Source organism: Aeromonas sp. V90_14, assembly GCF_029967615.1.
Classification (GTDB): domain Bacteria; phylum Pseudomonadota; class Gammaproteobacteria; order Enterobacterales; family Aeromonadaceae; genus Aeromonas; species Aeromonas hydrophila.
The window spans coordinates 103900-116086 of the sequence record NZ_JASCAS010000033.1 but is presented as its reverse complement, the minus strand read 5'-3'; the positions used below and the strand labels follow the sequence as shown (position 1 = coordinate 116086).

The following is a 12187-nucleotide window of genomic DNA, read 5'->3' as shown; positions in this document are numbered from 1 at the left end:
CGGACCAGATTGCCGTCAATGGGGCTCATTCTAAGAGGCATGAGGGCGGGCTTGGACAGGCAAACCGTCGATTTGTGACATCAGTTCAAATGGTTACGTTTTCAAGAATGGAAAAGTGTGAGCGGGGTGTCGCGCCCATAAAAAAAGCCGGTCGATAGACCGGCTTGTTGCATTGCCACCTTCGTCACACGGTGAAGAACTTGAAGTTGACGAAGGCCACCGCGATGAAGGAGGCCACCATGCCGCTCAGGCAGAGCACGGCCGGGCGAATGGCCGGCCAGCGATGGGTCAGCAGGATGATCGCCAGCATGGTCGGATAGAGGCCGAACATGTAGCGCGGCATGGCGTTGAGCCCTGTCATCAGCGGAATGGTGCAGCAGATGAACATCAGGGTCGCCTCGGCCCAGCGCTTCTGGCTGAACAGATAGAGGTTCAGAGCCCAGCCGAACATCACCATGATGGAGAGGTAGGATTTGCGTCCGCCCAGCTCGAAACCGCTCAGCCACCAGTCCAGCGGGCTGTCCATGTAACGGCCCCAGGCCACCTGGATGTGCTTGAAGGCCAGCGCGTCACCGGTGAGGTGATAGAGGTAGAACATGTAGGCGAACAGGCCGAGCGGGATCATCCAGAGGGTGAACACCACCTTGAAGGCGCGCTCGGTGAAGCGGAAGAACTCGCGCCAGCCGTAGGCCTGCAGCGCCAGGATCAGCACCGGGAACACCATCATCACCCCCAGGTTGCGGGTGGCGGAGATGAACACGCCGAGCAGCGCCACCATCAGCCACTGCTGGCGATAGGCGAACAGGAACATCCCCAGCATCAGCGCCATGAACATCGACTCGGTATAGCCGGAGACGAAGTAGGCGGAGAAGGGGGAGAAGGCGAGCAGCCAGACGCCGAAGCGGGCGGTGTCGTCACCCAGCTTGAGCTGACGAAGCACCAGCAGCATCAACGGTAGGCTGATGAAGAACGCCAGGTTGGCCACCAGCATCAGGCCGATCAGGCTCTCGACGTTGAGCAGGTTGGAGATGGTGCCGGAGATCATCGGGTAGAGCGGCATGAAGGCCCAGTTGGCCGCATTGCCCTTGCTCAGCCAGCGCGGGTAGAGATCGTAGCCGTTCTCGATGATGCGCTGGAACCAGACGCAGTCGAACTGGCAATAGGCCTGCAGCGGGCCTATGTCGGGGGAGCCGTAGAGCTGCACACCGAAATAGCCCATGCCGTAGAGGGCGGCCCGGCTCAGCACGAAGGCGGCGATGATAATCAGCCAGTCACGGCTGCTGATGGCCAGTGACGGGCGATAGGGGCCCGCATTGTCAGGGGTGATGGAGGTAGTCATGTCATTCATCAGGCAAATACCCAGATCCTGGAGAGGAGGTAGGTGAGCACGGTGACCGTCAGGGTGGCGATCACCACCGGCAACAGACCGGAAAGACCCGCAAACAGCAGACCGCTCAATATCAGGTTACGCACCGCCAGCGAGAAGAGGGCGACCAGCAAGAACTTGCTGGCGGCACCCTGTTTCTGGAAGGTGATGTAACGGTGACCGAAGAAGGAGAACCAGAAGGCGATGGCAAAGGCCAGCGTCGTCACCAGGTGCTCCGAGATGGTGGGCCAGGTGTGAAACAGGGCGATGGAGGTGCCCAGATCGACGAGGGTGGCCCCCCCGCCGACAAACCCGAAACGTACCAGCCGCCAGAATTCCTCGCGGGAGATCATTGAGAAGCCTGCTCCTGCTGGTCATCAGCGGCTTTCGCGGCAGCAGCCTTCTTGCCGGCGCTCTTCTTGCTGCCGGTGGCGACATCCTGCTTCGGCTCTTCATCCTGCTTGGCATACTGGCCGTACACCCCTTCGATGAGGTAGACGGGGCGCTGCTTCACTTCCACGAACATGCGGCCGATGTACTCGCCGATGATGCCGAGCGACAGCAACTGGATGCCACCGAGGAACAGCACCACCGACATCAGGGAGGCGTAACCTGGCACGTCGATGCCGAAGAAGACCACCTGAGTGACGATCTTGAGGATGTAGAGGAAGGCGACGAAGGAGACGCCGACGCCGACGTAGCTCCATACTCGCAGCGGCCAGCTGGAGAAGCTCATCAGACCGTCGAGGGCGAAGTTCCACAGCTTCCAGTAGTTGAACTTGGTCTCGCCGGCGTGGCGGGCGGGGCGCTCGTAGGGCACGCCGACGGCACGGAAACCGGCCCAGGCGAACAGGCCCTTCATGAAGCGGTTGCGCTCCGGCAGCTGCTTGATCGCCTCGACCACCTTGCGGTCGATCAGGCGGAAGTCACCGGCGTTCTCCGGCAGCTTGGTGCTGGTGGAGAGGGCGTTGAAGAAGCGGTAGAAGCCGCCGGCGGTGAGACGCTTCATCGGGGTGTCGGCACTGCGATCCACCCGGATGCCGTAGACGGTGTCGTAGTCGCCGGTCTGCCACAGCTTGACGAATTCGAGAATGAGTGCGGGCGGATCCTGCAGATCCACGTCCATCGGCACCACGGCATCACCCTTGGCGTGATGCAGGCCGGCGGTCATGGCCGCTTCCTTGCCGAAGTTGCGGGCCAGGTTGACCAGGGTGACGCGCGGGTCGCGGGCGATGGCCTGTTCGACGACCTCACGGGTGCGGTCGCGGCTGCCGTCGTTGACGAATACAATTTCCAGCTGATCCTTGAGCGGCGCCAGTTCGTTATCTATCGCGTTGATGAAGGCATCTATGCTCTCTTCCTCGTTGTAAACGGGAACGATCAGAGAGAGTCGAAAATCGGCATGCGACATGAAAACTTCCTTATTTGGAAAATTATTTTATAAAACAGCGTATTGGAGAATACGTCTTATTGGGCGACGGTCAAGCGCACCGACTGGACATTGAGCGGCGTCGGGGCGGAGAGCGCCAGAAAGTTGGGACGCTTGGGGTCCGAGGTCAGCGACTCGCCCGGCAGGCTGAGACGGATCTCGTTGATGCCGGCCTTGGCCAGCTTGACGGTGGTGGTGAAATCGTGACCCAGCGCCACCTTGAGCAGAGCACCGGCCTGCGGGCTGTTGACCCGGGCCTGGATGGTCAGCTGTTCCGGCTGCGCCTGCTGCTTGGGCAGCACGAAGTAAAGGCCGCCCTGGCCGCTCAGTTCGGTGCCGTCCGCGCTCGGTTTCTTGGCCCAGCCTTCGCTGGAGAGGAAACGGCTCGGCTTGGTCAGATTGAGCTCGTTGCCAGGCTGGTAGGTCATGCTGGAGTTGTGCTCCCAGAAGCGGGTCTTGCCTTCCAGGTAATAGAGCTTGTAGGCCAGGCTCACGTTGGGGTGGGCGGCCAGGTAGAGGGTATAAAGGTAGAAACCACTCAGCGCCATGATGGCGGTCAGAAAACCAAACTTTTTGTACGTCATATCACTCTCTGCGCCTCACGGTTTGTAGGCTGATTTCGCGCATATGCTAATCCAATTGCAAAAAAAGCATAGTGGATCACAAAAATATATTTGGTCACATATTAACCCCTTTCCGGCCGGTGTTCCAAATGTTGCTGTTCCCGTATTTTATCTGCCCTGGCGAGCCGGAGATCTGGCGCAGGCCAGGCGCATTTCAGGCCCGGCTCTAACAAGCATAAATGAGGGCGCCGCTCACGCGGTCGGGAGCCTGCATCGCTGTGGCAGGATCTGTCGCCATTTTGCCTAGGCCGATTTATGATGGCGTATCACGCAGTCAAGGATGACCCATGAAGCTGAAACTCTGCTGCTGGATGCTCTGTTTGCTGGCGCCGCTGGCCTCGGCAAACAGTCTGTGTCCCTCGCCCTTGCGGGTCGGTTTTGACAACTGGCCGCCTTATCACTATTACGCCGGCACGGCGGCCGGGCAGAAAGAGCTGCGCGGCTTTGCCGTCGAAGCGCTCACCGCCATGCTCAAGCGGCTCGATTGCAAGGCCAGCTACGTGGAGATGCCCTGGAAGCGGGTGCTGCATGGTCTGTCGCTGGGCTCGGTCGACATCGCCATGGAGGCCTATTTCAACGAGGATCGCGCCCGCTATGCCTGGTTCTCCGATGCCTACAATCCGGGTCGCAGCGCGCTCTGGATCCGCAAGTCATCCTCCTACCCCGAAACCGATCTGGCCAGCTGGCTGGCCAGCGGCCATACCCTGGGCATCACCAAGGACTACTACTATGGGGCCGAGATCAGCGAGTTGCTGCGCCGTTATGCCGCCCAGGTGAGCGTGGTCAATGACGAGCAAAATTATGGCAAGCTGGTGCTGGGACGCATCGACGGCTTTCTCGGCGATGTGCTGGCCACCCCCTGGGGCCTGAAGGAGGAGGGGCTGAGCGATCTGATCGTCCCCCACACCATGGCCGTATATGAAGCGCCGACCTTCTTCATGTTCAGCAAGAAGCGGCTGTCACCCGAATTTGTCAGCGCGTTCAATCGCGAGCTGGCTGAATTTAAAGCAACAAATGAGTATGACATTATCTGGCGGCGCTACGCGCCCGCCAGCTAGTAAAGTCGCGGGCATTCACGCATCATGAGCGCCTTGACCGCCGGGTCTGACAGGCTGAAGTGAACCGATCTTGAGGTAAGCATGGGGAAGAAGTATTGGCTGGCATTGGCAAACCTGATCTGGCTGGGCTGCTGGCCGGCGGCCATGGTACAGGCCAGCGAGGGCCAGGTGGTGGTGAGCAATGCTGCGATGCAGCACGACTGGTATCAGAACAGCACGGCGGAGCAGGCCAGGCGTGAGCTGGAGCTGCAGCTGCAGGAGGCCGTGCTGGCCCAGTTGCACCCGGATTATTACACGCTCTGGAAGAAGCTGCAGGCCAAGCCGGCGGATCAGCGTGGCGCCCTCTATGACGAGGCGTTCGGCAAGTTGGCCCGGTTCCAGCAGGCGTGGCGGGCCATGGATCTGGTCTCCCGTGAGCAGATGCAGACCCTCAAGCTCAACCTCAGCAAGCCGCTGGCCCACGAGCCGGCCGGCGACAACCTGCTGGAGCAGGTCAGGCAGCTCAGACCCCAGGTCGCGGAATATGACGCGGTGCGCGAGGAAGTGCGCAAGCTGCTGGCGCTGCCCATGGCCAAGAAGTGGCCGACTCTGACCATGCCGACCCTGCGGGCCGGTGAAGTCTCCCCGGAGCTGGGCCAGATCCGCTCCATCCTCAACGAGCTGGGCGACACGGCCCCGCGCCATGATGACGCCACCTACGACGCCGAGACCCTGCAGGCCGTCAAGCAGTTCCAGCGCCGCCACGGCCTGACCGCCGACGGCATAATAGGCCGGCAGACCCGCAGCTGGCTCAATACCGGGCCGGAGGTGCGCGCCAGCCTGCTGCTGCGCAACCTGTGGCGACGTGACCTGGTGGATCAGCTCTCCGGCGCCCGCTACGTGCTGGTCAACATCCCCGACTATCGGCTGAGCGTGGTGGAGTCTGGCAACGAGGTATTCACCAGCCGGGTGATCGTGGGCAAGGAGCAGCGGGCGACCCCGATCCTCGCCAGCGAGATCCGCTCCATCGTGCTGAATCCGGCCTGGCATGTGCCGCGCTCCATTCTGAGCAAGGACATTCTGCCCAAGCTGGGACGAGATCCCGCCTACCTCAATCGCGAGCAGTTCGAGGTGATCGACGGCGAGGGCAATCCGGTGCAGTTCACCGAAGAGGGCTGGCAGCAGGCGCTGGCGTCCGGCTTCCCCTACCGGCTGCGGCAAAAGCCGGGTGATCACAATGCGCTGGGTCGTTACAAGTTCTATCTGCCCAACAACGAGGCCATCTACCTCCACTCCACCCCGCGCAAGGCGCTGTTCGAGCAGGGCGCGCGCGCCTTCAGCTCAGGCTGCATCCGGGTGGAGCACGCCGACGATCTGGCCGAGCTGCTGCTGGCGGACTCCCGCTATCAGCCGGACAAGGTGGCCAGCATCCTGAAAGAGACCCAGACCAAGTGGCTGCCGCTGACTACCCCGATCCCGGTGTTCACCGTCTACTGGAGCAGCTGGATCGACGAGGATGGACGTCAGCAACTGCGCAACGACATCTATGGATTTGATCGAGTCAGCTACCAGAGTCGCTTGCTGTGATCCTCGCCACAGAGTGAAAAGCCCGGCCTGCGCCGGGCTTTTTCATGGCCCCTTGCGGTTTGACAGCGGCCGGCTCGGCGGGTAGTTTCAAGCGCCTGTATCAAATTCATTCAACGGTTTCACCTCAACATAGCGATGGACGGACAAGGGATGCTTGATCAAGAGATAAGCCGACGTCGCCTGCTGCTGGGTGCCGGTTGCCTGCTGGGGGGCTCGCTGCTGTCCTTCCCCGCCATGGCGAGCCGCAGTACGGCAGGACGTGAACTCAGTTTCTTCAATCTCAATACCGGCGAGCGGGTGCGTGCCAGCTATTGGGAAGACGGCCGCTACCTGAAAGACGGGCTGGCCGAGCTCAACCACATCTTTCGCGACTACCGTCGCAACGAAGTGTTCAACATCGACCGCAAGCTGTTCGACCAGCTCTACCTGCTGCAGCACAAGCTGGGTCGCCACGGTGAAATCCAGCTCATCTCGGGCTATCGCTCCCCCGTGACCAATCGCCAGAAGCGCAGCCGCAGCCGCGCCGTGGCCAAGCACAGCTACCATACCCTGGGGCAGGCGGTGGATGTGCGCATGCCCGGAGTACAGCTGGCGCACCTGCGCAAGGCGGCGCTCCATCTCAAGGTAGGTGGCGTCGGTTACTACCCGAGTGACAACTTCGTGCACCTCGACACCGGACCGGTGCGCAGCTGGTAACGGCTGGCTGCCGGCCACCGCTGCCCGGCGGGTGACTGGTCAGCGGGGTGGCCGAGCTGGTAGGCTCTGGACACCATGCAGAGGAGAACCAGATGAAACATATTTTGCTTGGCGGGCTGATTGCCCTGCTGCTGACCGGTTGCGGCAAGCTCAACCGTGAAAACTACGACAAGCTCAAGATGGGGATCAGCTACGCCGAGGCGAGCAGCATCCTCGGCAAGGCCGAGCGTTGTGACGATGCACTGGGAACTACCAGCTGCATCTGGGGTGACGAGGGCAAGAACATCAAGATCCGTTTCATCGCCGACAAGGCGACCTTCTTCAGCTCGGAAGGAATCAACTGAGGCTGCCACAGCCCGGTTGCCCATACAAAAAAGCGCCTGACCGGCGCTTTTTTGTTGGCTGCAATCCGTACCGGCTTGCCAGAAGCTGGCGCGCTCAGTGCGTGGCGTACTGGTAGTGGAAGGTAGGCAGCCCCCACTTGAAGCGCACTGCCAGGAGGCGCAGCACGAAACCGATGCCGATGGCGCCGAAGGCGGCCCAGTCGTTGGGCAGGCCCTGATCGAGCGCCAGGCAGTAGATGGCGGCCGTCACCAGCGAGATGGCGGCATAGAGCTCGCGGCGAAACACCAGCGGAATGCGCTGGCAGAGCAGGTCTCTGAGCACGCCGCCGAAGGCCCCCGTCACCACAGCCATGATGCAGGCGATCCCGGCGCCGTGGCCCATCTCCAGCGCCCTTGCCGCGCCGAAGATGGAGAAGACCACCAGCCCCAGGGCATCGAGCGCCATGAACAGCTTGCCAAGGTAGCGCATCAGCGGCGCCGAGATGACGCCGGCCATGGCCGCGCCGGCGACCAGCAGCACATACTCCGGGTGTTCGACCCAGAGCAGGGGGTAATGGCCCAGCAGCACGTCGCGAATGGTGCCGCCCCCGATGGCGGTCGCCGATGCGATGATCACCACGCCAAACAGATCCATCCGTCGCCGGCCCGCGGCCAGCGCGCCTGTCATCCCTTCGGCCACCAGGCCCAGCAAAAAGAGTGCATGTAACATGAGATATCCCAGGGTGCGAGAAAGCCCCGCATCCTATCAACTCGCGCTATAGGGGACAAGCAATGAAGGATATGCATTATTTTTTATAATGCAAAAATGAAGCGGGGCCCCCAAGGGAGCCCCGTTGTCACCACCAACCGGCTCAGCGTCTGAGCTGCTCGGCGCGGTAGTGATCGACCCACATGGCGGTGGCGCCGCAGATGGCCACCGGCATCACGAACAGGTTCACCACCGGGATGGCGGAAAAGAGGGTGACCAGGGCGCCGAAGCTCAGGCACTTGCCGCGCCGCTGCTTGAGGGCGTCGCGCATGGTAATGAAGTCGATCTTGTGGTTGTCGAACGGATAGTCGACGTACTGGATCGCCATCATCCAGGCGCTGAACAGGAACCAGAGCACCGGCGCCAGGGTCTGGCCCACCACCGGAATGAGGAACAGGATCAGGCAGCCGATGGCCTTGGGCAGGTAGTATTTGAGCTTGGTCCACTCGCGGCCGAAGGTGCGCGGCACGTCCTTGACGATGTCCAGCATGCCGGTATCGCTGACGGTCTCGCCGGTGAGGGCCTGTTCCACCTTCTCCGCCAGCAGGCCGTTGAAGGGGGCTGCTATCCAGTTGGCCACCGAGCTGAACAGGAAGGAGAAGACCACCAGGATGGTGATGAGGGCGATGGGCCAGAGCAGATAGTCCAGCCAGTCGAGCCAGCTCGGGATCTGCTGGTGCAGCCAGCCGAACAGGCCGTCCAGCTGCAGCAGCAGGGCGTAGAAGGCCCCGGCAAACAGCACGAAGTTGACCAGCAGGGGGATCAGCACGAAGGTGCGGATGCCGGGCTGGCGAATGAGCGAGAAGCCGCGCAGGAAGTAGTCTGCGCCGCTGATCGAGTCTTTTACCATACGGGGTGAGTGGCTCATCTGAGCTCCATCTGTTCATGGGAAACTGCCTGCATATTACAAACAAGCTTTTGATTTGGTAAAGTCGCCTGCCCGCCTCCTCTTTATTTCGTTACCCACATAGGCCGCCATGCGTCTGAAATTGATCAAACTCGCCGGTTTCAAGTCGTTTGTCGAGCCGACCCGCATCGAGCTCAACGCCGACATGACCGCCGTGGTGGGCCCCAACGGCTGCGGCAAATCCAACGTCATCGACGCCGTGCGCTGGGTGCTGGGGGAGAGCTCCGCCCGCCATCTGCGCGGCGAAAACATGACCGACGTCATCTTCAACGGCTCCGTCAACCGCAGCGCCCACGGCCGCGCCTCGGTGGAGCTGGTGTTCGACAATCCCCACAACCGGGTGCCCGGTGAGTTCGGCCGCTTTACCGAGATCTCGGTGCGCCGCGAAGTGCTGCGCGACGGCTCCAACCACTACCAGATCAACGGCCAGAAGTGCCGCCGCAAGGACGTGACCGACCTCTTCCTCGGCACCGGCCTCGGGCCCCGCAGCTACGCCATCATCGAACAGGGCACCGTCAGCCGGCTGGTGGAGTCCCGCCCCGCCGATCTCAAGCTGTTCATGGAAGAGGCCGCCGGGGTCTCCCGCTACAAGGAGCGGCGCCGCGAGACCGAGCAGCGCATCCGCCATACCCAGGAGAACCTGGAGCGCCTTGGCGACATCCGCGGCGAACTGGGCTCACGCCTCGAGCATCTCAAGACCCAGGCCGAGACCGCCGAGCGCTACAAGCAGCTCAAGAGCCGTTCGCGCGCCGCCCGCGCCGAGCTGATCGGCTCGGAACTGTGGGCGCTGGAGACGCGCCTCGGCGAGGCCAAGACCGAACTGGCCCAGACCGAGCAGGCGCTGGCGGCGCTCGATGCCAAGCGCACCGCCGATGAGGGGCGTCACGTCACCCTGTCGGTGGCCCGCCAGGAGGCGCAGGCCGAGCAGGCCAGCCGCCAGCAACAGATTTTTCTCGGCGGGCAGGCCATCGCCCGCCTCGAGCAGCAGCAACTGCATCAGAGCGAGCTGGGCCGCGACTGGCAGGCAAGGCGGCAAGCCCTCGGCGAGCGTATCGAGGGGCTCAAGGCCCAGCTGGCCGGCCAGCTGGAACAGCTGAGCGAAAGCACGTTGCAGGGCGAGGTCGCATCGGCGCGTCTCGAGCAGTGTGAGCAGTTGCTTACCGACCAGCAGAGCGTGCGGGCGGCGGCGACCGAGCGGCTCGAGCGGGCGCGCCAGCGCCAGCAGCAGTGGCAGCAGCAGCTGGGGCAGTTGCAGGGGCGGCTCAACCAGACCCGCGCCGAGGTGAACGGTCTGCAGGAGCTGCAGGCCAAGACCCGGCTGGCCCGTCTCAAGCTGGAAGATGAACAGGCCGGGCCCCTTGGCGGGGAAGGGGAGAACCTGCAACCGGCGCTTGATGCGCTGGCGGCGGAACTTGCGCTCTCCCGCGCACGCCATGAGGAGTCCGAAGCGGCGTGGCAGGCCGCCGTGGCCCGCCACGAAGCACTCAAGGCAGAGCAGGGTCACCAGCAGGGTTTGCTGCGCGAGCTGGAGGCTCGTCTCGCCACCCTGGATCAGATCCTGGGGGAACAGATGGCGGGCGCCACCCTGGCGGATCGGCTGCAGGTGCCCCCAAAGTGGGCCCGGGGGCTGGACAAGGTGCTCGGTCGCTGGCTCACCGCCACCCCGGCAGATGAGTGCAATCTGACGCAGTCCGGGCTCTGGATCGGCCCGGCCCAGCCGGCGGTTGCTGGTACCCTGGCGGCGCAGCTGGGCGGCGAGCACATTCCTTCTTTCCTCAATGCCATCTGGCTGGTGGAGAGCCGGGAGGCGGCATTGGCCCGCCAGCCGAGCCTGGCGGCCGGTGAGTCGCTGCTCACTCCTGCGGGCGACTGGTTTGGTCCCAACTGGGCGGATCTGGGGGAGGGCATGGCCCTCGGTACCCTGGCGCTGCTCGGCGAACGTGAGCGGTTGCACACCGAGCAGAGCGCAGGCCGGGAGGCGCTGCGCCGGCGCGATGAGCAGCTTGCCGCCGCCGATGCGACGCGGGCCCAGCTGCACGGCGCCCATGAGCTGGCTCAGCGCACCCTGCGCGAGCAGGAGCAGCAGTGGCAGCAACTGCGCGAAGCCTGGAGTCTGCGCGAGGGGCAACGGCAGGAGCGGTTGCAGCGCCTCGGTCAGCTGGGGGAAGAGCTGGCTCGACTGGCGCAAGAGCAGGCCGAGGAGGCCGAGCGGCTGGCGTCGGCCGGGGAGCGGCTTGAGCAGGGGGAAGCGGCCCTTGGCGAGTTGCAGGAGCAGGGCGAGGCGCTTGCCGAGGCGCTGCTGCTCGCCCAGGAGCAGGCGAGCGGGGCAGAGCGGGCGCTGGAGGAGGCGCGCCTGCGCCGGGAGCAGCAGCAGGCCGCCTGCCAGCGGCTGCAACTGGAGCAGCAGAACCTGCGCCAGCTCATCATCCTGCGCGAACAGGAGCTGGCCCGCCTCGGGCTGGAGCTGGCCGAGCTCAAGGAGCCGGGAGCTGCGCCGGGTCAGGATCTGTCGCCCCTGCTGGCCGAGCAGCGCAATCTTGAGGCGCAGCAGCTTGCCTGTCATCAGCGGCTCGCAGAGCTGGAGCGTCAGCTGACCGAGCTGGAGCAGGCCAGAAGCGCCGATCACAAGCAGCTGGTGCAAATTCAGGAGAAGCTGGCGACCTTGCGGCTGGAGCGTGAACGCAACCTGACGCGCCGGCAGGGGTTGCACGAGCAGTTCGAAGAGCTGGGTGTGCGGCTGGTGGATCTCGATCAGGCAGTGCTGATTGCCGCTGATCGCGGCAAGTTGCGCCAGGAGATCCAGACCCTGGAGGCACAGGTGGAGGCGCTTGGCGCCATCAATCTGGCGGCCCTCGAGGAGTATGAAGAGGCGAAAACCCGCTCAAGCTACCTGGAAAACCAGTGTCAGGATCTGGAACAGGCGCTGGAAACCTTGAGCCAAGCCATTAAAAGAATTGATAAAGAGACACAAATACGGTTCCGGGATACTTTCGATAAGGTCAACGAAGATTTAAAATCCCTCTTTCCGAAAGTGTTCGGGGGGGGCAGTGCCTGGCTTGAGCTCACCTCCGATGATCTTTTGGAGGCCGGAGTGAGCATCATGGCGAGACCTCCGGGTAAGAAGAATGCTACCATTGCCCTGCTTTCCGGGGGGGAGAAGGCGTTAACCGCACTTGCGCTGGTTTTTGCCATCTTCAGACTCAACCCAGCACCATTTTGTCTGCTGGATGAGGTGGATGCACCGCTCGATGAAGTGAACGTCGGTCGCTTCTGTTCTCTTGTCAAAGAGATGTCGAGCACAGTACAGTTCGTTTACATCAGTCATAATAAGGTCTCCATGGAGATGGCTGAGCAGCTGGTTGGCGTCACGATGCAAGAGCCCGGGGTTTCGCGCATAGTGTCGGTCGATATCGGTGAAGCCGTCGCTTTGGCTGAGCAAAACTAGAAAGA

General features: G+C 62.8%; 11 protein-coding genes. 5 read left to right on the top strand and 6 right to left on the bottom strand.

What is annotated here, in order from left to right; all coding sequences use genetic code 11:
• Nucleotides 1-184: 184 nt before the first annotated feature.
• The 4 genes from QLG02_RS12810 to QLG02_RS12795 are packed head-to-tail and all read right to left on the bottom strand — an operon-like array spanning nt 185 to nt 3379.
• Nucleotides 185-1348, bottom strand: coding sequence for a hypothetical protein (locus tag QLG02_RS12810; protein ID WP_270799433.1), 1164 nt, complete (start codon nt 1346-1348; stop codon nt 185-187).
• The gene (locus QLG02_RS12805; RefSeq protein ID WP_005303379.1) at nt 1348-1719 is read right to left on the bottom strand and encodes a GtrA family protein; all 372 of its coding nucleotides are present in this window, start codon (nt 1717-1719) and stop codon (nt 1348-1350) included. Before QLG02_RS12805 ends, QLG02_RS12810 begins: the two co-directional genes overlap by 1 nt.
• Nucleotides 1716-2777, bottom strand: coding sequence for a glycosyltransferase family 2 protein (locus QLG02_RS12800; protein WP_282465334.1), 1062 nt, complete (start codon nt 2775-2777; stop codon nt 1716-1718). The genes QLG02_RS12805 and QLG02_RS12800 overlap by 4 nt, the downstream gene beginning before the upstream one ends.
• A 56-nt stretch (nt 2778-2833) precedes the next feature.
• The gene (locus QLG02_RS12795; protein ID WP_016349902.1) at nt 2834-3379 is read right to left on the bottom strand and encodes a hypothetical protein; all 546 of its coding nucleotides are present in this window, start codon (nt 3377-3379) and stop codon (nt 2834-2836) included.
• Between the two features lie 326 nt (nt 3380-3705).
• On the opposite strand from QLG02_RS12795, the gene QLG02_RS12790 reads away from it, so the two are divergent.
• The 4 genes from QLG02_RS12790 to QLG02_RS12775 all read left to right on the top strand — a co-directional run bounded on the left by QLG02_RS12790 (nt 3706) and on the right by QLG02_RS12775 (nt 7082).
• Nucleotides 3706-4476 carry a transporter substrate-binding domain-containing protein gene (locus tag QLG02_RS12790; RefSeq protein ID WP_016349903.1) on the top strand — a complete coding sequence of 257 codons (771 nt, stop codon included), beginning with the start codon at nt 3706-3708 and terminating at the stop codon, nt 4474-4476.
• Nucleotides 4477-4557: 81 nt separating this feature from the next.
• A complete protein-coding gene (locus QLG02_RS12785; protein WP_282465333.1) occupies nt 4558-6042 on the top strand; it encodes a L,D-transpeptidase family protein in 1485 nt (494 codons plus the stop codon).
• Between the two features lie 150 nt (nt 6043-6192).
• Entirely contained in the window at nt 6193-6738 is a 546-nt protein-coding gene (locus tag QLG02_RS12780; RefSeq protein WP_282465332.1) for a DUF882 domain-containing protein, read from the top strand.
• 92 nt (nt 6739-6830) lie between these two features.
• On the top strand, nt 6831-7082 hold the full coding sequence (locus QLG02_RS12775) for a hypothetical protein (RefSeq protein WP_005303367.1): 252 nt from the start codon (nt 6831-6833) through the stop codon (nt 7080-7082).
• A 94-nt stretch (nt 7083-7176) separates the two neighbouring features.
• Here the strand turns inward: QLG02_RS12775 and QLG02_RS12770 are convergent, their stop codons facing one another.
• Both QLG02_RS12770 and cysZ read right to left on the bottom strand, forming a co-directional pair.
• The gene (locus tag QLG02_RS12770) at nt 7177-7791 is read right to left on the bottom strand and encodes a trimeric intracellular cation channel family protein (protein ID WP_011705141.1); all 615 of its coding nucleotides are present in this window, start codon (nt 7789-7791) and stop codon (nt 7177-7179) included.
• A 142-nt stretch (nt 7792-7933) separates the two neighbouring features.
• Nucleotides 7934-8698, bottom strand: a complete 765-nt coding sequence (gene cysZ / locus QLG02_RS12765; RefSeq protein WP_011705142.1) for a sulfate transporter CysZ — start codon at nt 8696-8698, stop codon at nt 7934-7936.
• 109 nt (nt 8699-8807) lie between these two features.
• Between cysZ and QLG02_RS12760 the strand changes: the two genes are divergently transcribed.
• On the top strand, nt 8808-12182 hold the full coding sequence (locus tag QLG02_RS12760) for an AAA family ATPase (protein WP_282465331.1): 3375 nt from the start codon (nt 8808-8810) through the stop codon (nt 12180-12182).
• Nucleotides 12183-12187: the final 5 nt, after the last annotated feature.

Excerpts from the sequence above, each read along its gene's own strand:
- QLG02_RS12780 (WP_282465332.1), top strand. The coding sequence starts at position 6,193 with ATGCTTGATCAAGAGATAAGCCGACGTCGCCTGCTGCTGGGTGCCGGT.
- QLG02_RS12770 (WP_011705141.1), bottom strand. The coding sequence starts at position 7,791 with ATGTTACATGCACTCTTTTTGCTGGGCCTGGTGGCCGAAGGGATGACA.
- QLG02_RS12800 (WP_282465334.1), bottom strand. The coding sequence starts at position 2,777 with ATGTCGCATGCCGATTTTCGACTCTCTCTGATCGTTCCCGTTTACAAC.
- cysZ (WP_011705142.1), bottom strand. The coding sequence starts at position 8,698 with ATGAGCCACTCACCCCGTATGGTAAAAGACTCGATCAGCGGCGCAGAC.
- QLG02_RS12805 (WP_005303379.1), bottom strand. The coding sequence starts at position 1,719 with ATGATCTCCCGCGAGGAATTCTGGCGGCTGGTACGTTTCGGGTTTGTC.
- QLG02_RS12810 (WP_270799433.1), bottom strand. The coding sequence starts at position 1,348 with ATGAATGACATGACTACCTCCATCACCCCTGACAATGCGGGCCCCTAT.
- QLG02_RS12785 (WP_282465333.1), top strand. The coding sequence starts at position 4,558 with ATGGGGAAGAAGTATTGGCTGGCATTGGCAAACCTGATCTGGCTGGGC.
- QLG02_RS12760 (WP_282465331.1), top strand. The coding sequence starts at position 8,808 with ATGCGTCTGAAATTGATCAAACTCGCCGGTTTCAAGTCGTTTGTCGAG.
- QLG02_RS12790 (WP_016349903.1), top strand. The coding sequence starts at position 3,706 with ATGAAGCTGAAACTCTGCTGCTGGATGCTCTGTTTGCTGGCGCCGCTG.
- QLG02_RS12775 (WP_005303367.1), top strand. The coding sequence starts at position 6,831 with ATGAAACATATTTTGCTTGGCGGGCTGATTGCCCTGCTGCTGACCGGT.
- QLG02_RS12795 (WP_016349902.1), bottom strand. The coding sequence starts at position 3,379 with ATGACGTACAAAAAGTTTGGTTTTCTGACCGCCATCATGGCGCTGAGT.